We start from the raw sequence: 24,110 nt of genomic DNA, 5'->3' as shown, positions 1-24,110 counted from the left end.
GTGGGAGAAGCAATAGTAATTACATCTGGTAAGGGCGGCGTTGGGAAAACGACAACTTCTGCTAATATTGGGACGTCTCTAGCCCTTCAAGGTAAAAAAGTATGCTTAGTGGATACTGACATCGGTCTTCGAAACTTGGATGTTGTAATGGGACTTGAAAACAGAATCATTTATGATCTGGTCGATGTAGTAGAAAAAAGATGCAAAATCCATCAAGCATTGGTTAAGGACAAACGTTTTGATGGGTTGTTATATTTGCTGCCCGCAGCCCAAACGGTTGATAAATCAGCGGTCAAGCCCGAGCAGATGCGGGAATTGATTACTGAATTAAAGCAAGATTATGATTATATCATTATTGATTGTCCCGCCGGTATTGAACAAGGTTTCCAAAATGCGTTGGCCGGAGCGGATAAGGCGATAATTGTTACAACGCCGGAGGTTTCCGCCGTTCGTGATGCGGACCGTATTATCGGTCTGATTGAAAAGCAAAAGAATATGGAAGCGCCTAAATTAGTCGTCAACCGGATTCGTAATCATATGATGAAGAGTGGCGATATGCTCGATATCGATGAAATTACCCAGCATTTATCGATTGAGCTTATTGGTATTGTTGCAGACGACGAAGAGGTCATCAAGGCTTCCAATCACGGCGAACCAATTGCACTAAATCCAAATAGCCGGGCATCGATTGCTTATCGTAATATTGCCAGAAGGATTCTCGGAGAATCGATTCCTTTGCAGCCTCTTGAGGAAGCAAATAAAGGTGTCTTTACAAAAATTAAAAAGTTTTTTGGTGTGCGCTAATCGATATGCCTGCCCGCTTTCATGCGGACAGGCTATTTTTTTATGTCATACTCTGCATTTTCTCTACATAGACTTGTACAAAAAAGTGGGAAAAGGGTTGATGGGGATGGCGCGGTCTACACCGGAGGAAATACGGCGACGAATCGCTAAAAGGAAAAAAGAACAGGTTCCAACGAACAAAACTGCTGACCGCCAAATGGTATGGCATGGTGATGATGAAACATACAGCTTTACTCCTTCTACTCCTTCTGGAAACGGCGGCGGAGAGGAAGGACATCCACTGTTTAAAAAGGAAGTTTTCTTTTTCAAAATATTAGCATCTGTCCTCCTGTTCTTGGTGGTAGCGATTTTGTTTCGGAATCAAACGGCAACCTTTGAGCCGGTAAAAGAGTTTGTTGTTAAGCAAATGGATCTGGACTTTAAATTTGCCACAGTTTCAAACTGGTATGAGGACAAATTTGGCAAGCCCCTCGCATTGCTTCCGTTTACAGAAGAAGATCAAGCAGGAAAAAAGACAATAGTCAAAGAGCAGAATTTTTCCGTTCCAGCGATGGGAAAGATCCTTGAAAACTTTGAAAAAAATGGTCAAGGGATTATGATCGAAACGGGGAAGGGTGCAGCTGTCCAGTCTATTGATGATGGGTTTGTAACCTTCGTGGGAATCAAGGATGGATTAGGGAAGACCGTTGTTATTCAGCATCCAGATGGTTCGCAAACATGGTATGGAAATTTAGAGGAAGTAAAAGTTAACAAATATGACCATATTGATAAAAGAACGGTAGTAGGCACGGTTTCTGCTTCAACGGGAGAGGATAAAACAAAAGGCAAATATTATTTTGCGATAAAAAAAGATGATAATTTCATCGATCCCATCCAGGTGATTCGCTTTGAATAGAGCTATTAGTTTACTTCGACTCACTTCTATCCATCCATTGTTATGGATGGTGATTGCCCTATCGATTGCGACTGGGTATTTCCTCGAAGTCTGCCTGCTGCTTGCGATTATTTTTATTCATGAATTGGGGCATGCTGTTGCGGCTTCTTTTTTTTCATGGAGAATCAAAAAGATCACCCTCCTGCCGTTTGGCGGGGTGGCGGAAATGGATGAACACGGCAATCGTCCACTAAAGGAAGAAACAATTGTTGTGATCGCTGGGCCGCTTCAGCATGTGTGGATGGTGGCGGCGTCATACGCATTATTTTCAACGGATGTGATTTCAGAGGACTTATTTAACCTGTTTCTTCACTACAACGTCATGATCCTGGTCTTTAACCTTTTTCCAGTTTGGCCGCTTGATGGCGGAAAGCTAGTATTTTTACTGCTATCATTAAAAAATTCCTTTCCAAGTGCCCACCGCCTGACACTTTTGATTTCCTTTTTCGGGTTGACCTTGTTTTCAATCCTGATTTTACTGGCTGCACCTTCTAATCTCAATGTATGGGTCGTGATTGCCTTCTTGTTTTTCTCGCTGTACCACGAGTGGAAGCAGCGCCGCTTTATCTTTATGAGATTCTTATTAGAGCGCTATTATGGAAAAAAATCCGAGTTACAGGCGTTGAAGCCTATCCAGGCTAATGAGCAGGATTTACTTATTCACGTATTGGAAAAATTCCAACGCGGCTGTAAGCATCCGATTATTGTTGAAGCGGAGGGGAAGGAAAAAGGCACTTTAGATGAAAACGAGCTCCTGCATGCCTACTTTACAGAAAAGCGCCTAACCGATAAAATCAGTGATCTTCTCTTTTCTTATTAAAAAAGTGTATAATTGAAAAAAAGCAAAAGCGCCCGGTTATCGAGCGCTTTTACTTCGCCTCGTTCTGTTTTTATAATCAATATTTTTTAAAAGTGAGGACACCAGTTTTGGAAACATTAATTATCAATTACACGGCGCGGGAGAAGCGCTTTGCCTATCTCCGTGACAACCGTGTCGAAAATATCGCTTTTGACCGACCGGAACAGCGCTCGCTGGTCGGTAATATTTATTTTGGGACAGTAACAAAGGTACTCCCGGGGATGAATGCAGTGTTTATCGATATTGCAGAAGAGAAAAATGCCTATTTGCACCGAGATAACCTCCCATCGTATATACTTGCTTCCGACAAGCAAAAGAGCGTAACATCCTTTGTTCACCAAGGTGAAAAAATGCTCGTTCAGGTCGACAAGGATGCAACCGGCACAAAAGGGCCAAAGGTAACGGGAATTATCGAAATCCAAGGAAACCACCTTATTTACATGCCCAAAGGGCGTTATATTGCCGTATCGAAAAAAATTGCCGATGAGTCTAAACAGGCCACCCTTCGCCGCCTTGGCAGCCGCCTTAAAACCGAAGAAGAAGGCATCATTTTCCGTACTTCCAGCATGACGAGTACTGAAGAAGAAATCCAAGAAGAACTGCAAACCTTAAGGCAAGAATACCAGAAACTTTTACAAAAGAACGCAAAGAAACCGGGATTGATTTTTCAAAAAGATACTTTCATTGAAATGATCTTAGCCCAAGCCACAAGCATGAAGTCTGGCGAAGTAATCGTTGATGACCTGGCTGTAAAAAAAATGCTTGAGCAGGCCAATAACCAAGTAAAGTACACCTACTATAACGGCAAAGAAAATATTTTCTCCGCAAATAATGTTGAGCATGAAATTGACAAAGCCTTAAAGCGGATCGTCTGGCTCGATCAGGGGGCCTATCTTATTTTTGACGAAACCGAGGCACTTACCATTATCGATGTGAATACAGGGAAGTTTTCTGGAAAGTTTGATTACCAAGATACGGTCCTTAAAACCAATCAGCTTGCCGCGAAAGAAATCATTAGGCAGCTCAAACTACGAGATATTGGTGGCATAGTCCTCATTGACTTTATTGATATGAAACGTGAGTTGGACAAGGACCGGATTCTCGGTACTATCGAAACGGAATTAACAAAAGATGAAAAAAGAACAAAGGTCATCGGTTTTACGCCACTTGGAATCCTACAAATAACAAGAAAAAGGACAAAGGTAGCACTGTCTGAAGCACTTCAAACGAAATGTCCTGTTTGTGAAGGGACGGGGCGGATCCTAAGCGTGGAAACTATTGCCTTTCGGCTTGAACGAGAGCTGCTAGAGCACCGTCACGCGGAATTTGAGGCAATCCTGATTGAGACTTCTAAAGAGGTAAAAGAGGCTCTATTAGGCGAAAATGATGCCCAAAAACAAGCGTTAGAAGAACTGCTGCAAATAAAGCTTTATTTTTCAATTAAGCCGGCAGCAAAACCATATTTTATCCTGAAACAATTTGGCAATGACCGGGATATCTCCCTAAAAGCTATTGACACTTATCTTTAAATTATGTTAGTATTCTAATGTTATGTTTGTAGCGCACCCGTGCTACAACCGCACAGAACAGGTAGTAAGTTTTCTGCGTGATACGTGGGGACGCCTGGGGATGGCGAGTCTTAGTTTATAAGGAGGTGCAGTTCATGTACGCAATTATCGAAACTGGCGGGAAACAAGTTAAAGTCGAAGAAGGCCAAGCAATCTACATTGAGAAATTAGATGTTGAAGCTGGTGAAACAGTTACTTTTGACAAGGTTCTTTTCGTTGGCGGTGAAACTGTAAAAGTTGGAAGCCCTGTTGTTGCAGGCGCTACCGTTACAGCTAAAGTTGAAAAACAAGGCCGTGCGAAGAAAATTATTGTTTTCAAGTACAAAGCGAAGAAAAACAACCGTAAGAAACAAGGTCATCGTCAACCTTACACAAAAGTAATCATCGAAAAAATCAACGCGTAAGGTGTTGGAGATTAGATGATTGGAATTACGATTACTCGTACTGAATCCGGCACGATTCAGTCTTTTGAAATGAGTGGCCATGCATTATTCGCTGATCGTGGGAAAGATATCGTTTGTGCAGGTGTATCTGCTGTCTCCGTTGGGGCCATTAATGCCGTACACGAGCTAACCGGTGTCACACCAGATCTTGAACATAGGGCAGATGGATTTCTCAGCTGTGTTGTCCCGAAAGAACTTCCTGAAGACACACATAAGAAGATTCAGTTGATCCTTGAAGCCATGGTTGTTTCATTACGAACGATTGAAGAAGAGTACGGAAAGCACATAAAGATTACCTTCAAAAAGCAGGAGGTGGAATAAATGTTATTAAAATTAGATCTTCAATTATTTGCATCTAAAAAAGGTGTAGGTTCTACAAAAAACGGACGTGACTCTATATCAAAGCGCCTTGGTGCTAAGCGTGCGGACGGTCAATTTGTTACTGGTGGTTCAATCCTTTACCGTCAACGCGGTACAAAGATTTACCCAGGTGAAAACGTAGGCCGCGGCGGAGACGACACTCTTTTTGCAAAAATCGACGGCGTTGTTAAATTCGAACGTTTAGGTCGTGACCGTAAACAAGTGAGCGTTTATCCAGTAGCTCAAGAAGCTTAAGGATGACATCAAAAGGAAACTCTAACCTGTTTGGTTAGAGTTTTCTTTTTGCTAACGAAAGTAAGCCTTCCCATATACCCTTCAGGAAATCTACTTCGTATAAGCTTCTTTTATGCCTCTACTAGATAAAATTGCTTACTCATGTTTATTTTTTTGATATACTAGCTTAAAACAGTGTCCAACACTTAATGTGGGAGTGTCCGTATGGGGAAAGAATGGGATATCGTTGAAGTGCTGCGGCACTCACGACATGATTGGTTAAATAAACTCCAGCTAATAAAGGGAAACTTGGATTTAAATCGAATTGACCGGGCAAAAGCAGTTATTGATGAAATTGTCATCGATGCGCAGCATGAGACAAAGCTTTCGAATATACACATGCCATTGTTTGCCGCACTACTATTAAAATCCAATTGGGAAAATCCCTCTTTTAAACTGGAATATGAAGTATTGCTTGATTCAGAAGCGATTAAAATTGATGACGCAGGCATGACAAATTGGACAAACTCCTTTTTTTTATGTTTAAATCAGTCAATAGAGCAATTTCAAGACAACCATTTATCGATTACAATTGAGCCGCAATCAGATGGTGTTCGTTTCTTTTTTGATTTTTGCGGGATAATAATAAAAAAAGAACTAATTGAAAAATTCCTTGCTGAGACAACAATTGATGTTGTGGTCAAGGATTTTACTGAAAAAGAACTGACTATAGAGGTTTTTGGAAAAAGTTCATTGACATAAATGAATGTGCAAGACTGGAGGAATTAGATGTTTGTCGATCAGGTCAAGATTTATGTAAAGGGTGGGGACGGCGGCAATGGGATGGTCGCGTTTCGCCGTGAAAAGTATGTACCAAATGGTGGCCCGGCCGGTGGTGACGGTGGTAAAGGTGCTAGTGTCGTATTTGAAGTAAATGAAGGTCTAAGAACATTGATGGATTTCCGCTATAAGCGCCATTTTAAGGCAGATCGCGGTGAACATGGTATGTCCAAGGGACAGCATGGCAGAGGCTCTAAGGATATGATTGTTAAGGTACCACCTGGAACGGTTGTAATGGATGCGGAAACGAAAGAGGTCATCGCTGACTTAGTGGAACATGGGCAGCAGGCAACAATAGCTAAAGGCGGCCGTGGTGGTCGTGGGAACACTCGATTCGCGACACCATCAAATCCGGCACCGGAAATTGCCGAAAATGGGGAGCCGGGACAAGAGCGTGATGTGGTTCTTGAATTAAAGCTTCTTGCTGACGTTGGTTTGGTTGGCTTCCCTAGTGTTGGGAAATCTACCTTATTATCTGTTGTTTCATCTGCAAAGCCAAAAATCGCTGAATATCATTTTACGACGATTGTTCCGAATCTGGGAATGGTGGAAACAGAAGACGGCAGAAGCTTTGTCATGGCCGACCTACCTGGGCTAATTGAGGGTGCTAGTGAAGGTGTTGGTCTTGGTCATCAATTTCTACGTCATATTGAACGGACAAGAGTGATTGTTCATGTGATTGATATGGCTGCGACAGAAGGAAGAGATCCCTATGAGGATTACCTGACTATTAATCGCGAATTAAAGGAGTATAATTTACGATTGACAGAGCGCCCGCAAATCATTGTGGCCAATAAAATGGATATGCCGGATGCCGAAGAAAACTTGCAAAAGTTTAAAGAGCAGCTTGAGGATGATTATCCAATTTTCCCTATTTCAGCTTTATCGCGTAAAGGGTTGCGCGATTTATTGTTTGCTGTGGCTGATAAAATAGAAGAAACACCGGAGTTTCCGCTTGATCATGAAGAAGAAGATACCGGAATTCATCGTGTTCTTTATAAACATGAGGCAGATCCTGAAAACTTTACGATTACAAGAGAATCTGATGGTTCGTATGTCCTTTCAGGTGAAAAACTGGAAAGATTGTTTAAAATGACAGACTTTTCTCGAGAAGAATCTGTCCGGCGGTTCTCCCGTCAGCTTCGTGGTCTTGGCGTTGATGATGCATTAAGACAACGCGGTGCTAAAGATGGGGACATCGTTAAGTTATTAGAGTTTGAATTTGAGTTTATTGAGTAGAGAGTTTTTCGTAAGAGATCGAGGTTGAGTGAAATGGATAATTTTGATAAAAAGTACTATTTGATCCGTGAAGATGTTTTACCGGAAGCGATGAAAAAAACGATTGATGCGAAGGAAATGCTAGAACGCGGCAAGGCAGAATCAATTGCGGAGGCCGTTCAAAAGGTTGATTTGAGCAGAAGTGCCTTCTATAAATACAGGGACACTGTTTTTCCTTTTTCAACAATTCAGAAGGAAAAAATCATTTCGCTCTTCTTTCATTTGGAGGATTATTCCGGAACACTGTCAAAATTGTTGAGTGTTGTAGCAGCGTCTGGTTGTAATGTCTTAACCATTCACCAAACGATTCCGCTGCAGGGCAGGGCCAATGTGACATTGTCATTAAACACATCGAATATCACAACAAATCTCGATGACTTACTTACGAACTTACGAAAACTTGAATTTGTTGAGAAGGTGGAAGTGCTGGGAACTGGTGCGTAGTGGACTTTTGTCTGCTGGGGCCCGCTCTCAGCTTTCTTTTTAGAAAAATAAGACGCAAAATTTTGAAAAAGGGCAAGTAAGCTGAACATGCGCTTGCTCATTTAAATGATTGAGGAGTGGAGAGACGATGAAAGTTGGTTTTTTAGGCCCAAAAGCTACATTTACTGAACTCGCTGTGAAAAATGTCTTTCAAGGATACGAACTTAAGCCTTTTCGAACGATTCCTGAAAGTATGGATGCCATTGTCGATAAAAAAGTCGATTTGGCTGTAGTTCCTGTGGAGAATGCCCTAGAAGGATCAGTGAATATTACCTTAGACTATTTAACGCATGTTGTTCAAATTCCGATTGTTGGAGAAATTACACTCCCGATTAAGCAACATTTGATGGTGCATCCTGCAAATATGGAAAGATGGGAAGAGGTGAGCGTAGTATACAGCCATTCACATGCCATTGCCCAATGTCATAAATTTCTACATACTCATTTTACGGGTGTGCCAATTGAGAGTGTCACATCCACAGCTGCAGCAGCAAAGATGGTAATGGAAAGTCCTGATATGAGGGCTGCGGCAATTGCCAATGAACTTGCAGCAAAGGAGTATGGGTTAGCAATCGTGGAAAAAAATATCCATGATTTTGATTATAATCATACAAGCTTTTTTGTTTTATCAGAACAGAATTTTGACTTTGAAGCAATTACCGGCTCCACGCATTACAAAACAACGCTGATGGTTACTTTGCCGTCAGACCAGGCCGGTGCCCTTCATCAGGTGCTATCTGCCTTTGCATGGAGGAAATTAAACCTCTCTAAAATTGAATCAAGGCCAATGAAAACAGGGATTGGTAATTACTTTTTTATTATTGATCTCGAAATGAAGATTGACGATGTATTAATTCCCGGAGCAATAGCTGAGCTTGAGGCATTAGGCTGCGGGGTGAAGGTTTTAGGAAGCTACCCATCGACAATTGTGGAGTTGGATTAAAAAAGGACCCAATCCGGGTCCTTTTAAGATTCTAACAAGATTCCTTCTGCTTTTAGTGCGGATTCTGCATTATTTAGTGCCTTTTCCGTCGAGGCTGAAAGGGTATGTAGATGATAGCCACCTGTAAGTTCAGATAGTAACGATGCTTTTGTTGTTTGCAGTCTCTTGAGAAATTGTTTTACTTCTTGACGGTTTGACACCATGATCGATGCCGTTAAATCGCCGTAAACAGCGTGTTCAATTTTGACATCCTTCACTAAAACGCCATGATCTACTAATAAATTCAATTCCTTTTCTGTGTCCATTGGTGTATGCCTGCAGGCAATTGTCCGTTCAAATAGAGGCATGCTGGTATTCTGTTTTAGATACATATACCCTTGGCTTGTGGCGATAATGGGTTCACTTTTTGCCTTAAGCAGCGTAATATCCCCAACAATTACTTGCCGGCTGACATTGGTTTGTTCGGCTAATTCGCCCCCTGTAATGGGAACAATGCTTTCTTTTAATAAATGTAAAATAAACTTTCTCCGATCTTCCCCAAGAATCTTTTTCTGTTCCATATATAAAAAACGCTCCTCATAATAAGCATAATAGCTAATTTTACCATAGGAGCAGTAAAAATAAAACTTTCTCCGAAGCTTACCGTAAATCGTTTTTCCGGCAGGATAAACATAATTTTTTAAAAGATAGCATAAGTTTTTCTGAAGAATGTTAGCACTTTGCCCATGTTCACATACACTATATGGACTTATGCCATAGGAGGGGAAATCAGAGTGAAGATCCATATCGTACAGAAAGGGGATACTCTTTGGAAAATCGCCAAGAAGTACGGCGTGAATTTTGAAGAGCTGAAAAAGATGAATGCGCAGCTCAGCAACCCTGATATGATTATGCCCGGTATGAAAATAAAAGTCCCAACAACAGGTGGAACAATAAAAAAAGAAGCACCGATGGGACCAACAAAATCGGGAACGACAATCAATATGGGAGCAAAGAAAGAAATGCCAATAGCTGAGCATCCGTTTGCCAAGGAGAAGCCTATTCCAGCACCGATTAAGGAAATGCCGAAAAAAGAGGTACCGATTATCAAAGAACAACCAATCATAAAAGAACAGCCGATTATCAAAGAAAAACCAATCATTAAAGAACAGCCAATTATTAAAGAACAGCCAATTATCAAAGAACAGCCAATAATAAAAGAAGCACCTAAAGTACCCTATACTCCGAAAATGCCTCTGCAAGTAGTCCCGGAAATAGATATTAACAATTATTATATGTCCAACATGACTAATATGACTGTTCAGCCCAATCTACCACCTAAACCAGCAAATATCCTTCCCGAGATTAAAGAAGTTCCGAAAAAGGAAATTCCAGTTCCACCACCGGTACAGGAAGCACCTGTTGAGATGCCGCAGCAATACTGTGTTCCAGTAACACCGGTGATGCCAGGGCCAGGTTTCTGTCCGCCGTTTGGTGGGGGAGGTTTCCCGATGCCACAAATGATGCCACAAATGATGCCGTATCCACAGGTCCAAGGAATGGCTATGGCACCACCACAAGGAATGATTCATGGTACTCCAGGCGTTGCTCCAACAGTAGCTGGCATGCCGAGCCAATTCTACCATGATGAATCGTCATCTTTTATGCCGCAAATGCCTATTATGAATCCTGCATATCCAGGAGGTGCAATGGGAGCCTCTCAAAATCCGGCATTCCAACAGCCGATGGATCCTGCTGCTTATGGACAAATGCCATCAGGGTTTGGGGGAATGCCAGCAGGCTACGGGCAAATGCCAACAGCTTACGGAGAAATGCCGCAAGGCTACGGCCAGATGCCAACGGGCTATGGAGAAATGCCACAAGGTTTCGGAGGTCAGATGCCAACAGGCTATGGAGAAATGCCACAAGGTTTCGGAGGTCAAATGCCGACAGGTTATGGAGAAATGCCACAAGGTTTCGGAGGTCAAATGCCGACAGGTTATGGAGAAATGCCACAAGGTTTCGGAGGCCAAATGCCGACAGGTTACGGAGAAATGCCAGGTGGTTACCCTGGGGCAGGACCAACGGGTTACCCAATGGCAGGGACTAATGTAGGTGGTTTCCCTAGTCAAAATCCGGCGGAATTTGCTCAAACAGCACCCGTAATGCCTGGCACAATGTACGGGAACCCTGAGATGGCAAGTCCCTACGGGATGGGACCCACCGCCGCCTCGCCATATGGTTATCCACAAATGGGCGGACCGGTAATGGGGCAACCCATGGGCTTTGAATCATCAGACCTAGTTTCACCTGCGGCCTACGGTCAAATGCCATACATGCAAAACATGCCAGCACAAGGGGGATTACCTGTAGGAACTGGTGCAATGGGTGATTGCGGCTGCGGCCCAGCACCTTCTATGGGTGTCATGCAACCGGCTGCGGCAGCACCAAATACTGCGCCGATGAATTTTGTCCCACCTACACCGCCAATATACAGCGCACCTTATTCGGGGCCTGTCAATGTTGCTCAGCCCCCATATATGAATCCATATGGAATGGGGCCTGGTGGAAATAATCCTTACGGTATGCCAGGGTACCGAGATGAAAGCAATTAATAGGTCAGTTAACCAAAAAGGAGACGATGATTATTTTGATCGTCTCTTCTCTTATTTTCAATCGCAGTTTTATGAAGAAATCATTGAGTTTTCTCTTTTAAGAAATTCTGTTTTTTTATTAATGACTGACAAACATACTTACATTCTCAAAGGGTATCATTCCAATAACAAACTAAAGATCCAGGAGGCATTTACCACAACCCTAAGGAAAGAAGGATTTTTACAAACGTATAGATTTTTAGCTCCTTCTGTAAAGGAACAGCTATTTTTTGAAGGAACCTACTTTGGTTGTATCGAATACATTTACCCTCATCGAACAGCTTTTACTTTTCAATCACAGAAAAACCGTCAAGAAGGGATTGACCTTTTAGAACAATTTCACCAAACTACGGCAACATTTGAATCCCGCTATCGCACATTGATCCCAAGAGGTCATCTAGTAGAAAAATGGACAGAGCGGCTCCATATTTTTTCCAATCATCTCCCCTTTCTAAAATATTTTATAAACGATCCATTTATCTCTGAAATGATATCATGGGGGGAATGGTCATTAGCGGGGATGGAAAAGCACCGCAGCTTTTTTAAACAAGAGCCTTTAGTGATCCTCCACGGAGATGTAGCCCACCATAATTTTTTATGTGATAAAAATGGAAAGTTACATTTAATTGATTTTGATTTAATTAGTGTCGGTCCCCCGTCATTTGATTATGTACAATATGCCAATAGAATTTTGCCATTTATTGACTGGTCATTTGGAAAACTTTCTGGGTTAAAGCAGATTCGCAACTATTTACAGGAGGAAGCATTTTTATATGCCTTAGCCTACCCCGCTGATGTTTTTCGTGAATGGAACCGATTGATTCGCGAAAAATTGTATACCGATCAGATAAAATTGAGGCAGGTAATGGATTTATCCCTCAGTCAGTTTTACTCCAGGAAACAGTTTATTGACCAGTTACAGGAAAAAGTGAAATGAATGAAATACCCTCGAAATTAACAAGCTATACATGAGCATGTTTTAAATGCTCAGATTGTTACGAGGGGGTTTTTCGCTTGAACAAAAAACAGTGGATGATTCCTCTGTCCGCATTCTTTCTGATAGGTGCGGCGGGATGTGCAAGTGATAATAATCGTGCAGGAGTGAATGAAAAAAACAACCTAGCACGGCCAATCGGATATTACTCCAATGAAAACCACCCTAATAATGGTAACGAGTTAATCAGGGATAATGATGGTGCAATCACGGAAATGATGGATCACACCCTTGGGGACGAGGATCAGGTCATTAACGAAGAAAATAGTCGGCAAATGCAAACTAGAGACGAAAACGGAAATCCTAAAAATCCCACGACCCCGTTAGCCAAGAAGGATCGCAACTTTTTCCAACGTGACAATCGGTTTAGCACGAGTGATATGAATTATCACGGTCATTTGAGTACGAATATGGGAAATACCGGAGTGGCGACGAATCCGAATTTCCAAGATGATTTTTCTAATAAAATTCGAAACAAAGTAGCGGCGATCGATAATGTTCAAGATGTACGATCTGTTGCTTACGGAAATACAGTCATTGTTTCGGTGAAATTACAAGATAACAGTAAAGCAGCTGATACAAAAAGAGCCATAAAGAATGCGGTGAAACCTTATGCAAAAGGAAGAGAAGTAACCGTCTTCACGGATGAAGGCGCCATTGGCCGTGACCGGAATTCTGAAAATGATATTCAGCGAAACAAAGGTGGAAAGTAATAAGAAAGGCGGAAGTGCCAAGGCGCTTTCGCTTTTCTTAAGAGATAAGAAAGTATAAATTTCGGCTTCGAGAATTGTCTAGCTTCAGCGCCCTAGCGGCTAGTGTCCTTCGCTCTCCGCCCTACGATAAGTCAACATCGAATCGCCTCCGGCTCTTCGTGTTTCCTTTATCTCAGTTGGAGCACTCCAGGTCATACGCCGCTGACCAGGGCGCTTTCGCTTTTCTTATTTCCTATCGGATAAAAAGGCAAAATAAGGCTAAACTAGGATTGTAAAGATTGTTCAATTTTTAACAATAAGAGGTGAGTAACATGAGGGCCAGCTGGATAGCGATGAACCGGTTTTTACTAGCCGTAACTGCTGTTATTCTCTTCATGTTTATCGGCAGTGCCCCCCGAATGTTGATGTACGGCGCTGCTGCACAACAGGATAATCATCGAGCACAGCCACTTACAATGACGGTCATTTTAGAAAGAGTCTATCTTGATGGTGAAATTAGTCAGGAAGTCATTCACGAGACAAGTTGGTCAATGGAGAATTTTTGGGCAAAATATGACCAGTGGCAGCTTACAGATATTGATGAATCGACCTTTGTTTTTCGACAACAAGTAGATGATATATCACCATTGCTGAAAGCAAATGGATTTTTTGGTGTGACGGAGGACGGGATACTGACCATTTTTAATGGAAGACCTGGTCAATCCCGAATCATTCAATCTTTTTTTCAAATAGATATTTTGAAGCTTGAAAGCAAAAAGCAGGAAGAACTGATTAAAGGTATCCCGATAAAGTCAAAGGACCAGTACGTTCAAGTTTTAGAAACATTTAAGCCCTATTCCGTAAAAAAAGAATAGAAGAATAACCTAAACGGACTGATTTCAATACATCAGCCTGTTTTTTTTGCTAAAATCAATAGGCGAATTCTTCAACTCCCTTAAATTTGTATGGTAGAATGGAATTTAGTGAAACTTTGGGGAGAGAAATAGATTGTATGAATTTATAAAAGGAACTGTAGAGTTTGTAGGTCCGGAGTATATTGTTATTGAAAATAACGGGATTGGCTATCAAATTGCCACGCCGAATCCGTTTATTTATACCGGTAAAATGGAAACACTGGTAACGGTGTTTACCTATCACTACGTTCGCGAAGACATTTTGGCTCTTTACGGCTTTGAAACAAGAGAAGAGAAGAGGCTGTTTACAAAACTATTAAATGTTTCTGGGATTGGGCCAAAAGGAGCACTCGCTATCCTAGCTTCCGGAGAGGTTCAGCAAGTGGTCGCAGCGATTGAGAATGAAGATGAAAGCTTCTTGGTGAAATTCCCTGGAGTGGGTAAAAAGACGGCCCGGCAAATGATTCTTGACTTAAAAGGAAAATTGCAGGATATTGTGCCGGATTACTTCCCGAACCTATTTAATGCCGATACATTTCAGCAATCAACGGCAGCAAGTCATGTAGCCTTTGATGAAGCAATGCTTGCATTAAAGGCACTAGGCTATTCGGAAAAGGAAATTAAAAAGATTTCACCTGAACTAAGAAAAGAACAGCTTTCGACCGATCAATACATTAAAAAAGCCCTCCAGCGGCTTTTAAAATAGGTGATAATTCATGGATGAGCGGATTATTTCTAGTGAAGTGAACGAAAGTGAGATTAGTATTGAACAAAGTCTCAGACCTCAAACCTTAAAGCAATATATTGGCCAAAATCAGGTCAAGGAAAACCTTGAAATTTTTATACAGGCAGCAAGGCTTCGCAAGGAAACGTTAGACCACGTACTCCTTTATGGACCACCTGGACTAGGGAAGACCACATTAGCCGTTATTATTGCCAATGAAATGGGTGTGAATATTCGAACCACCTCTGGTCCAGCCATTGAAAGGCCCGGTGATTTAGCAGCGATTCTAACGGCCTTAGAGCCTGGAGATGTGTTGTTTATCGATGAAATTCACCGGCTGCAAAGGACAATTGAAGAGGTACTTTATCCGGCGATGGAGGACTTTTGCCTTGATATTGTGATTGGCAAGGGACCAAGTGCCAGGTCCGTTCGCCTCGACCTCCCGCCGTTTACACTTGTCGGCGCAACAACGAGGGCAGGCTCCTTATCAGCCCCGTTACGGGACAGATTTGGAGTTTTAAGCCGGCTCGAGTATTATAAAGAAGATCAGTTAAAAAATATTGTCATCAGAACAGCCGAGTTGTTCGGAACGGAAATTGATATACCGTCTGCCGCCGAAATTGCCAGGAGAGCAAGGGGAACTCCAAGGATTGCCAATCGTCTCCTTCGCAGAGTGAGAGATTTTGCCCAAGTTAGGGGAAATGGTACAATTGACCTTGCCCTTGCAAGAGAGGCACTTGAACTGCTCCAGGTCGACCGACTTGGACTTGATCATATTGACCATAAACTTTTAAAGGGAATTATCGAAAAATTCCGTGGCGGACCTGTTGGCCTAGATACCATTGCCGCTTCCATTGGCGAAGAATCTGAAACCATTGAAGATGTGTATGAACCGTATTTATTGCAAATAGGCTTCCTGCAAAGAACACCGCGCGGCAGGATAGTTACAGCGGCTGTGTACCAGCACTTTGGCATGGAGATCCCTGCCCCGTAAACATTTTATAACAGATTAGGATGTCATAATATGAAAGTAGATTTATTTGATTTTCACTTACCTGAAGAATTAATTGCACAAGTTCCACTTAAAAATCGGACAGACAGTCGATTAATGGTGTTGAATAAACAAACAGGCGAGATCAAGCATGAAGTATTTAAAGATATTACCAAGTATTTGCGTGAAGGGGATTGCCTTGTCTTAAATGATACCAAGGTATTACCCGCACGCCTTTTTGGTGTGAAAGAGGATACCGGTGCTAAAATTGAAGTCCTTTTATTGAAACAACTTGAAGGCGATCAGTGGGAAACACTTATCAAACCGGCTAAGCGAGTGAAGGAAGGAACCAAGCTTGTTTTTGGTGATGGCCTTTTGACAGCGGTTTGCACCGCGACAGAGGACCATGGTGGTAGAATATTGGATTTCAATTACGAAGGCATCTTTTACGAAGTACTTGACCAATTGGGGGAAATGCCGCTGCCGCCGTACATAAAAGAGCAATTAGATGATCGTGATCGGTATCAGACAGTCTACGCCCGCGAACCAGGTTCAGCGGCAGCCCCAACAGCAGGACTCCATTTTACTGAGGGGTTGCTTCAGGAATTAAAAGAACTGGGTGTTCATATCGCCTTTATTACACTCCATGTGGGGCTTGGTACTTTCCGTCCTGTAAGTGTCGATGATGTCCTTGAGCATGATATGCATTCCGAATTTTATACGGTAACAGATGGAACAGCCCGCTTACTTAATGAGGTAAGAAGTACTGGTGGGAGAATTATTACTGTCGGGACCACTTCGACGAGAACCTTGGAGACCATTGCCTCCCAAAATGATGGGCAATTCACTGAAGGAAGCGGCTGGACAAGTATTTTTATTTATCCGGGGTATGAATTTAAGGCAATTGATGGCATGATTACCAATTTTCATTTGCCTAAATCAACCTTAATCATGCTTGTTAGTGCTTTAGCGGGTAGAGAAAATATTTTGCATGCCTATAATACGGCTGTGGAGGAGCGCTATCGATTTTTCAGCTTTGGCGATGCGATGTTCATCATCTAAAGGAGCGTCGCAACATTAGGAAGGAGACAACAATTTGACAGCAATTCGCTATGAATTAATAAAAACATGTAAACAAACGGGGGCTAGGCTTGGCCGTGTTCACACGCCGCATGGTTCCTTTGATACTCCGGCGTTTATGCCAGTCGGAACCTTGGCGACCGTGAAAACGATGTCGCCCGAAGATTTAAAAGAAATGGGTGCCGGGATTATATTAAGCAATACCTATCATTTGTGGCTTCGCCCGGGACATGAGATTATCAGGGAAGCAGGCGGCCTGCATAAATTCATGAATTGGGATCGTGCGATCTTAACCGATTCTGGCGGATTCCAAGTGTTCAGTTTAAGTGAATTCCGTAAAATTGAAGAAGAGGGCGTTCATTTCCGCAACCATATGAGTGGTGAGAAATTATTTTTATCACCTGAAAAAGCGATGGAAATTCAAAATGCTCTGGGCTCTGATATCATGATGGCCTTTGATGAGTGCCCGCCATTTCCGGCAACATTTGAATATATGAAGAAGTCGGTCGAACGGACATCGAGATGGGCTGAACGTTGCTTAAAGGCGCATGAGCGTACGAACGATCAGGGGTTATTTGGAATTGTCCAAGGTGGAGAATATGAAGAGCTTCGTAAACAAAGTGCGCGTGACCTTACTTCCCTTGATTTCCCGGGGTATGCTATTGGTGGTTTATCCGTTGGAGAGCCAAAGGATATCATGAACCGGATGCTAGAATTTACGACACCGCTCTTACCATCTAATAAGCCTCGCTACCTTATGGGTGTGGGGTCGCCTGACTCGTTAATTGATGGCTCGATTCGCGGAATAGATATGTTTGACTGTGTTCTGCCAACGCGAATTGCCCGCAATGGGACATTAATGACAAGTGAAGGGCGACTTGTGGTAAAAAATGCAAAATTTGCGAAAGATTTTGGTCCGCTTGATCCTGAATGCGATTGCTATACATGCCGAAATTATAGCAGAGCCTATATCCGGCATTTGATAAAATGTGATGAAACATTTGGAATAAGATTAACGTCTTACCATAATCTCTATTTTCTGTTAAGATTAATGGAGAAAGTCAGACAAGCTATTATGGAAGACCGGCTTGGTGATTTCCGTGAAGAGTTTTTTGAACGTTATGGTTTTAACAAACCGAACGCGAAAAATTTCTAATAGATACTTTTTGAAAGGAGGGAAACAAGATGCAAGGTTTGGGTACAATCGTTCCATTAATATTAATGTTTGTGTTATTTTATTTCCTATTGATTCGTCCGCAGCAAAAGCGCCAAAAAAAGGTTCAAAGTATGCAGAACGAATTGAAAAAGGGTGATAAAATCGTCACGATTGGTGGTTTACATGGTTTTATCGACTCGATTGATGATAATAAAGTCGTGATTAAATGTGGAGACGGCAGTCGTCTTACATATGACCGCAATGCTATTCGTGAAGTCACAGAAGCTGGCGCCGGTGAAGGGGTTAGTCTATCAAAGTAATAAATTAAGGAAGCCATTTTGCATGGCTTCCTTTTTCTATGCTGATCGTCGGGAATTATTTGTGGCAATATTCACTCCTAAAATGCCACCCATCATCGCGATTAAGGTATAGCAGGTATGATAAATGACTTGTTCCGCGTCAAATAAGCGGTCAAACCCAAGATATTGAAATAAAAATACCACGAATGAGTAAATGAGCCCTGTTATTCCACCAATAAGCCAGCCTTTTTCTTTTCGCTTTCCTCCTGAAAGAAAGCCGCCTCCAAATAGTCCAATGAATGATAAAGCCGTAATGACATACTGAACCGAGCCTTCCCGAGCTGACGTAAATCTGAGAATAAAAGCAAAAATAAGGCTGCAAATTACAGCAAAAGCAAAAATAAAAATTAATCCGTACAAAATGGATGTACCAAAGCTTTTCGATTCGATTTTAACTCTCCCCCTTCAAAGCTTTAGGCCTGTGTGATAGGTAGTTGATTGACTGTTGGCCGGGCCTAACATGCAAGTTTCTTTCCTAGTACAAGCGTATTCAAGGCGGACAAAAAGTAGAATAAAAATTTCTCTATTTTACTGGCTTCTAAAGGTTATGGAATTTAATTCCTCTCATTTTTCATTCAGCAATACAAACAATAAATTTGAATGTTAAAAAAGGGGCGACAGCTGTGTCAGATTATTTCACGATTGTGTTTCGAACTTTGTTTTTCTATTTACTAATCCTTGTTATTTTTCGGTTAATGGGGAAAAGGGAAATTGGTGAATTAAGCATCCTAGATCTTGTCGTTTTCATCATGATTGGTGAAATGGCGGTTGTGTCGATTGAAAAAGTTCATTCCCCGTTGTTTCATACCATTCTGCCCATGGTGCTCTTAATGCTTGTTCAGGTCTCACTCGCACTCCTTTCACTAAAAAGTAAAAAATTTCGTGACATGGTTGATGGCCGACCGAGTATTATTATTAATCGCGGAAAGATTGATGAACATGCAATGCGGAAGCAGCGGTACAATTTTGATGATTTAATGACACAGCTTCGCGAGAAGGATATTCGCAGTATTGCAGATGTGGAGTTTGCCATCTTAGAATCATCTGGAAGTCTATCTGTCATTGAAAAGTTGAAAAGCAGTAAAGAAGATGGGAAACAGGGGGATATTACTATTCCATTAATATTAGATGGTAATATTGAAGAGGAAAATTTGAAAAGGATAAATAAAACAAATCTTTGGCTTCGCCAAGAATTGAAAAAAAAGGGCTATCGAGATGTAAAGAAAATTTCCTTTTGCAGTTACGAAAATGGGAAGTTCTTCATTGATTTACAGGATGAATACTAAGAAGACACGCTTAAAAATCAGCCTGTCTTCTTTTTTACTTTAAAATAGATGGCCAATCCATGGAATCCGGCTTAGCTCATCCTTTTTAATTAGGCGGAATACAACTAACATGATGAAATATGTTATGGCCATTGCGGTTGCTGCTGTTAATACTCTTAGTACTAGGTGGCCATTTACCAAGACATTCTCGAAGATCCAATACCCTAACCAACCTGATCCCCCCATCACTAGAAATCCTTTCAGATAGTCGCGGACATAAATTGAAAAGGCGACTTTTTTCAATACGGTAGCAAAGTGAAGAATCGTGACCAATACAAAGCCGACAAGAATGCCAAGCGCTACCCCTGTAATTCCGAAGCCGGGCTGGGAAGCAAGTAAAAAAATAACAGCCGTTTTGACCACGGCGCCAATGAGGCTATTGATCATCGCCGCTCTAGCAAGGTTTAATGCTTGTAAAACAGCTTGCAGTGGACCTTGATAATAATAAAACAAAAAGAATGGGGCCATGATACGGATAAAATAGGCGCCTTTAGTAGAGCCATACATAAGCTGCATGAGCGGGTCCGCCAATACATAGAGAACGATAACAGCTAGTCCGCCAGTTAAAAAAACAAAACGTAATGCCTGCTGCAGGCGGTATTCAATTAATTTTTGATTATTTTTGGAATTAGCTTCGCTGATGGCTGGGACAAGTGATGTCGATAATGAAAAGGTAATAAATGATGGCAGCATTAACAGCGGCATGGCATAGCCGGTTAGTGACCCATACTGTTTTGTTGCATTGACAGCAATGACGCCGGCAATTGCCAGACTGTGGGCAACGACAATAGGCTCAAAAAACCAAGCAATCGAACCAATCATCCTGCTCCCCATTGTGGGCAGGGCTATCTCCATTAATTCTTTGAATGTTCGCTTGCCTTTATGAACATATTGAAAGAAATTCTTTCTGACCCTAAATCGCTTCTTTAATTTAAATGTGGTTACTAAATAAATGAGTGAAAGTAATTCACCTAAGACTGAGGCCCCCATTGCTGCTGCAGCTGCATATTCTACTCCATATGGCAGAAAGGTTTTTGTTGCAGTAGCAATTAAGGTTATTCTGACAACCTGCTCTAAAATCTGCGAAATGGCCGATGGGCGCATATTTTGTTTTCCTTGGAAGTAACCCCTAATGACTGAGGAAACAGCGATAATCGGCAATGCTGGTGCAATGGCAATCAATGGCCAATACGTCCTTTGGTCCGTAAACAATGTTGTCGATAAAATGGGTGCAAGTAAGAATAAGGCAGGCGTAATAATGGCCGATAATCCCACAGTGATTGCGAGGGAAACAACTAGGATTTTTTTGATTTCAGCATAATCCCTTCTGGCTTCCGCCTCGGCAATATTTTTCGAAATGGCTACCGGAAGTCCTAATTGCGTGATGGTTACCATTAGAATAAATGTTGGATATGCCATCATATATAAGCCGACGCCTTCTTCACCAATACTGCGTGCAAGGACAATGCGATAAATAAAGCCAAGCACTCTTGTGACGAAACCGGCAACTAATAGGATAAAAGTCCCCTTTAAAAACTTTGACATGCAGTTTCCCACCTTCTCAAAAAAGAAGAACTCATTTACAATTAACTATATGCCTAATAGTGGACAAAGCATGACAAGTAGGTAAAGCTTTTTGCAATAGGTCCATTCATTAGGAATAGCAGATGGACCCCAAGGAGGAAGATAGGATGGGTAATAGCAACAAATACGAACATTTTCGCACCCAAGTACAACCGGCATGTGCAAGTAAACTTGCGGAATTTCGATTGCTAGGGATTGATTCTGTAACTGAAGAGGAGTTTTGGGAGTACTTGGTGAAGAAAAAGTGGAAAAAGGAAAATGAAGAAAAGCTGCTTTACCAATTGATTCAAGAAATTCTTTCTGTAAAGGCAAGTGATTACATCAGCTTTGCAACGATTGAGGCATATAAAACTGCGGAGTTCTCGATGGAGGATGAAGCGGAATTAAAAGAGTTATTGAAATAATACCATCATTTTTCAAATTGACAGCTATTCCTACTTATTCCATAATGGAAGCAGTGACTTTTCGTTATTTTTACACTATGGCTAAGGATGTAACAGTGCAATTGCACAGGCACTAAGGAGGAACAATACATAATGGTAAAGCGCAGTCGAATTATTGCTTTCTTACTTGTGATCCTAATTGTCGGGAGCACAATGGGAGCAACAGCTAAGAACATTTTAAACAATATTAAGCTTGGTCTAGACCTTCAAGGCGGATTTGAGGTATTGTACGAGGTTAAGCCAGCGAAAAAGGGTCAAAAGATTGACAAAGATGTTTTGGCAAGTACAGCCGAAGCTCTTGATAAGCGGATTAACGTCCTCGGCGTAAGTGAACCGAACATCCAAATCGAGGGGAATAACAGGATTCGTGTACAGCTTGCAGGGGTTAAAGATCAGAATAAGGCCCGCGAAATCTTATCCACTCAGGCTAACTTAACGTTCCGTGACGCCAATGACAAGCTCAAAATGGATGGATCGGACTTAAAGCAAGGTGGAGCGAAGCAAACCTTTGATGAAAATGGAGCACCAAGTGTTTCCTTAACATTAAAGAGTGCTGATAAGTTCCGTAAAGTTTCAGAAGAAATTATGAATATGAGACCAAACAATTTACTTGTTATTTGGCTTGATTTTGAAGAAGGAAAAGACTCCTTTAAAAGTGAAATAAGTAAACCGGAACCAAAATATTTATCGGCTCCAACCGTAAATCAAATTTTTAATCAGAATACTGTTTCCATTGTCGGAAGTTTTACAGCGCAAGAAGCTCAAACCTTGGCTTCCCTTTTAAATGCCGGTTCATTACCGGTAAAGCTTAAGGAAGTATACTCTACATCTGTGGGAGCTAAATTCGGGGCACAGGCATTAAATGAAACAATCTTGGCCGGTATTATCGGTGTTGCCGTCATTTATTTATTTATGCTTTTCTATTATCGTTTTCCTGGATTTATTGCTACTGTTACGCTATCTATCTATATTTATTTAGTGTTATTAATTTTCGATTGGATGAATGGGGTCCTGACGCTGCCGGGAATCGCCGCGATTATTCTCGGGGTCGGTATGGCTGTCGATGCCAACATCATTACCTATGAACGGATTCGAGAGGAACTAAAGGTCGGTAAATCGATAAAATCAGCCTTCCAGGCCGGTGAGAAGAATGCCTTTACATCGATTCTTGACTCTAACTTAACAACCATCCTTACTGCGGGTGTGCTTTTCTTCTACGGGACAAGCTCTGTAAAAGGGTTTGCGACGATGTTAATTATTAGTATCTTAATGAGCTTTTTAACTGCTGTTTACGGGTCACGGCTATTATTGGGACTATGGGTTCATAGTGGATTTCTAAATAAAAAGCCAGGCTGGTTCGGTGTGAAGCAGTCGAAGATTCACAACATTGCTGAGAATTTTGATACATTAGACCTTCCAACTCGTTTTGATAAGCTTGATTTTGTTAAGCATAAAAAGGTATTCTTTGGGATATCAGGTGTTCTCCTTGTAGCAGGGTTAATTGTGTTAATCGTATTCCGTTTGAATCTGGCAATTGATTTCACTAAGGGAACACGTGTCGAAGTATTATCAAATACACCATTGACAACTGAACAAGTAAAAGCTGCTTTTACTGAACATCATTTGGATACAGACGACATTGTCTTATCTGGTGATAAAAAGAACCGAGCGTCCGCACGCTTCGTTGATGTCCTTTCGAAAAAGGAAATTGCTAAATTAAAGGCAGATTTTAAAAAGGAATTTGGTTCAGAGCCAAATGTTAGTACCGTTTCCCCGACAGTGGGGAAGGAATTAGCAAAAAATGCATTTAAGGCACTATTAATTGCTTCAATTGGGATTATTATTTATGTCAGTTTCCGTTTTGAATTATCAATGGCGATTGCTGCTATTATATCCTTGCTGCACGATGCCTTCTTCATGGTAGCCTTTTTCAGTATCACGAGACTTGAAGTGGATCTTACGTTTATTGCAGCAGTCTTAACGATTGTCGGTTATTCCATTAATGACACCATCGTTACATTTGACCGAATGCGCGAGAACATGCATAAGAAGAAGCGTCTTAAAACAAAAGAAGATATTGCGGATGTATTAAATACAAGTATCCGCCAAACATTAACCCGTTCTTTAAATACAGTGTTAACCGTTTTAATAACAGTCGTTGCCCTAATTATCTTTGGCAGCGAATCGATTCGTAATTTCTCCATTGCCTTGTTTGTCGGCTTGATGGTAGGTGTTTATTCCTCCATCTGTATTGCCGGCCCGCTATGGTATGTGATGAAAACACGCGAGCTTAAAAAGAAAGGCGTCATTAAAACGGTCAAAGAGAAAAGAAAATACTCAGATCAGCCACAAGTGTAACGAAATGCGGAAGCGCCTTGCTCAGGGGCGACAGGCATAAGACGAGCAGGCGAGAAGGTTGCACTTTAACCTTCTTGACTGATTGGCTTATGACCCCGAGCCCCTAGGCGC

The 24,110-nt window shown here is 41.7% G+C and carries 26 protein-coding genes and 1 other annotated feature; of the genes, 23 read left to right on the top strand and 3 right to left on the bottom strand.

Annotated elements, in window-relative coordinates:
• The 11 genes from minD to pheA all read left to right on the top strand — a co-directional run bounded on the left by minD (window position 1) and on the right by pheA (window position 8,746).
• A complete protein-coding gene (gene minD, locus G6554_RS03505) occupies window positions 1-804 on the top strand; it encodes a septum site-determining protein MinD (protein WP_166238793.1) in 804 nt (267 codons plus the stop codon).
• A gap of 106 nt (window positions 805-910) precedes the next feature.
• The gene (locus G6554_RS03500; RefSeq protein WP_207343019.1) at window positions 911-1,699 is read left to right on the top strand and encodes a M23 family metallopeptidase; all 789 of its coding nucleotides are present in this window, start codon (window positions 911-913) and stop codon (window positions 1,697-1,699) included.
• A complete protein-coding gene (locus G6554_RS03495) occupies window positions 1,692-2,558 on the top strand; it encodes a M50 family metallopeptidase (RefSeq protein WP_166238791.1) in 867 nt (288 codons plus the stop codon). The genes G6554_RS03500 and G6554_RS03495 overlap by 8 nt, the downstream gene beginning before the upstream one ends.
• A 107-nt stretch (window positions 2,559-2,665) precedes the next feature.
• Window positions 2,666-4,126, top strand: coding sequence for an Rne/Rng family ribonuclease (locus G6554_RS03490; RefSeq protein WP_166238789.1), 1,461 nt, complete (start codon window positions 2,666-2,668; stop codon window positions 4,124-4,126).
• A gap of 36 nt (window positions 4,127-4,162) precedes the next feature.
• Window positions 4,163-4,247 (top strand) — a sequence feature (ribosomal protein L21 leader region).
• A 13-nt stretch (window positions 4,248-4,260) separates the two neighbouring features.
• Window positions 4,261-4,569, top strand: coding sequence for a 50S ribosomal protein L21 (rplU, locus tag G6554_RS03485; RefSeq protein WP_166238787.1), 309 nt, complete (start codon window positions 4,261-4,263; stop codon window positions 4,567-4,569).
• 15 nt (window positions 4,570-4,584) lie between these two features.
• Window positions 4,585-4,929, top strand: coding sequence for a ribosomal-processing cysteine protease Prp (locus G6554_RS03480; protein WP_166238785.1), 345 nt, complete (start codon window positions 4,585-4,587; stop codon window positions 4,927-4,929).
• Window positions 4,930-5,223 (top strand): 50S ribosomal protein L27, encoded by a 294-nt coding sequence (rpmA, locus tag G6554_RS03475; RefSeq protein ID WP_024027459.1) that lies wholly within the window; start codon window positions 4,930-4,932, stop codon window positions 5,221-5,223. It begins immediately after the preceding gene.
• Window positions 5,224-5,427: 204 nt separating this feature from the next.
• On the top strand, window positions 5,428-5,964 hold the full coding sequence (locus G6554_RS03470) for a sporulation initiation phosphotransferase B (RefSeq protein ID WP_166238782.1): 537 nt from the start codon (window positions 5,428-5,430) through the stop codon (window positions 5,962-5,964).
• Window positions 5,965-5,991: 27 nt separating this feature from the next.
• Entirely contained in the window at window positions 5,992-7,281 is a 1,290-nt protein-coding gene (gene obgE, locus G6554_RS03465) for a GTPase ObgE (RefSeq protein ID WP_166238780.1), read from the top strand.
• A gap of 33 nt (window positions 7,282-7,314) precedes the next feature.
• Entirely contained in the window at window positions 7,315-7,764 is a 450-nt protein-coding gene (locus tag G6554_RS03460) for an ACT domain-containing protein (RefSeq protein ID WP_166238778.1), read from the top strand.
• A gap of 127 nt (window positions 7,765-7,891) precedes the next feature.
• Window positions 7,892-8,746, top strand: a complete 855-nt coding sequence (gene pheA, locus G6554_RS03455; RefSeq protein ID WP_166238776.1) for a prephenate dehydratase — start codon at window positions 7,892-7,894, stop codon at window positions 8,744-8,746.
• Between the two features lie 23 nt (window positions 8,747-8,769).
• On the opposite strand, the gene G6554_RS03450 is transcribed toward pheA, so the two are convergent.
• Entirely contained in the window at window positions 8,770-9,306 is a 537-nt protein-coding gene (locus G6554_RS03450; protein WP_166238774.1) for a transcription repressor NadR, read from the bottom strand.
• 213 nt (window positions 9,307-9,519) lie between these two features.
• Here G6554_RS03450 and safA point away from each other — a divergent pair, with 213 nt between their 5' ends.
• The 9 genes from safA to yajC all read left to right on the top strand — a co-directional run bounded on the left by safA (window position 9,520) and on the right by yajC (window position 18,250).
• A complete protein-coding gene (safA, locus tag G6554_RS03445) occupies window positions 9,520-11,340 on the top strand; it encodes a SafA/ExsA family spore coat assembly protein (RefSeq protein ID WP_166238772.1) in 1,821 nt (606 codons plus the stop codon).
• The gene (locus G6554_RS03440) at window positions 11,327-12,316 is read left to right on the top strand and encodes an aminoglycoside phosphotransferase family protein (RefSeq protein ID WP_166238769.1); all 990 of its coding nucleotides are present in this window, start codon (window positions 11,327-11,329) and stop codon (window positions 12,314-12,316) included. Before safA ends, G6554_RS03440 begins: the two co-directional genes overlap by 14 nt.
• Before the next feature lie 77 nt (window positions 12,317-12,393).
• Window positions 12,394-13,086, top strand: coding sequence for a YhcN/YlaJ family sporulation lipoprotein (locus G6554_RS03435; protein ID WP_166238767.1), 693 nt, complete (start codon window positions 12,394-12,396; stop codon window positions 13,084-13,086).
• Window positions 13,087-13,397: 311 nt separating this feature from the next.
• Complete coding sequence (locus tag G6554_RS03430; protein ID WP_166238765.1) at window positions 13,398-13,940, top strand: intercompartmental signaling factor BofC; 543 nt, start codon at window positions 13,398-13,400, stop codon at window positions 13,938-13,940.
• A gap of 133 nt (window positions 13,941-14,073) precedes the next feature.
• Window positions 14,074-14,685, top strand: coding sequence for a Holliday junction branch migration protein RuvA (gene ruvA / locus G6554_RS03425; RefSeq protein WP_166238763.1), 612 nt, complete (start codon window positions 14,074-14,076; stop codon window positions 14,683-14,685).
• 10 nt (window positions 14,686-14,695) lie between these two features.
• Window positions 14,696-15,697 (top strand): Holliday junction branch migration DNA helicase RuvB, encoded by a 1,002-nt coding sequence (ruvB, locus tag G6554_RS03420; RefSeq protein ID WP_166238761.1) that lies wholly within the window; start codon window positions 14,696-14,698, stop codon window positions 15,695-15,697.
• A gap of 30 nt (window positions 15,698-15,727) precedes the next feature.
• Window positions 15,728-16,756 carry a tRNA preQ1(34) S-adenosylmethionine ribosyltransferase-isomerase QueA gene (queA, locus tag G6554_RS03415; protein ID WP_166238759.1) on the top strand — a complete coding sequence of 343 codons (1,029 nt, stop codon included), beginning with the start codon at window positions 15,728-15,730 and terminating at the stop codon, window positions 16,754-16,756.
• Window positions 16,757-16,790: 34 nt separating this feature from the next.
• Window positions 16,791-17,930: a tRNA guanosine(34) transglycosylase Tgt gene (tgt, locus tag G6554_RS03410; protein ID WP_166238757.1), complete on the top strand. Its 1,140-nt coding sequence runs from the start codon at window positions 16,791-16,793 to the stop codon at window positions 17,928-17,930.
• Between the two features lie 29 nt (window positions 17,931-17,959).
• Window positions 17,960-18,250 carry a preprotein translocase subunit YajC gene (gene yajC, locus G6554_RS03405; RefSeq protein WP_166238755.1) on the top strand — a complete coding sequence of 97 codons (291 nt, stop codon included), beginning with the start codon at window positions 17,960-17,962 and terminating at the stop codon, window positions 18,248-18,250.
• Between the two features lie 36 nt (window positions 18,251-18,286).
• On the opposite strand, the gene G6554_RS03400 is transcribed toward yajC, so the two are convergent.
• A complete protein-coding gene (locus G6554_RS03400; RefSeq protein WP_166238753.1) occupies window positions 18,287-18,649 on the bottom strand; it encodes a TIGR04086 family membrane protein in 363 nt (120 codons plus the stop codon).
• 263 nt (window positions 18,650-18,912) lie between these two features.
• Between G6554_RS03400 and G6554_RS03395 the strand changes: the two genes are divergently transcribed.
• A complete protein-coding gene (locus G6554_RS03395; RefSeq protein ID WP_166238751.1) occupies window positions 18,913-19,575 on the top strand; it encodes a YetF domain-containing protein in 663 nt (220 codons plus the stop codon).
• A gap of 39 nt (window positions 19,576-19,614) precedes the next feature.
• On the opposite strand, the gene spoVB is transcribed toward G6554_RS03395, so the two are convergent.
• On the bottom strand, window positions 19,615-21,159 hold the full coding sequence (spoVB, locus tag G6554_RS03390) for a stage V sporulation protein B (RefSeq protein WP_166238749.1): 1,545 nt from the start codon (window positions 21,157-21,159) through the stop codon (window positions 19,615-19,617).
• Between the two features lie 146 nt (window positions 21,160-21,305).
• Between spoVB and G6554_RS03385 the strand changes: the two genes are divergently transcribed.
• Entirely contained in the window at window positions 21,306-21,602 is a 297-nt protein-coding gene (locus tag G6554_RS03385; RefSeq protein ID WP_166238747.1) for a post-transcriptional regulator, read from the top strand.
• A gap of 132 nt (window positions 21,603-21,734) precedes the next feature.
• Window positions 21,735-23,999: a protein translocase subunit SecDF gene (gene secDF, locus G6554_RS03380; protein ID WP_166238745.1), complete on the top strand. Its 2,265-nt coding sequence runs from the start codon at window positions 21,735-21,737 to the stop codon at window positions 23,997-23,999.
• Window positions 24,000-24,110 lie beyond the last annotated feature (111 nt).

The sequence above is a fragment of the Bacillus sp. MM2020_4 genome (genome assembly GCF_011250555.1).
Lineage (GTDB): Bacteria > Bacillota > Bacilli > Bacillales > Cytobacillaceae > Neobacillus.
The sequence above is the reverse complement of the archived record's forward strand: the minus strand, read 5'-3'. Positions and strand labels throughout refer to the sequence as shown.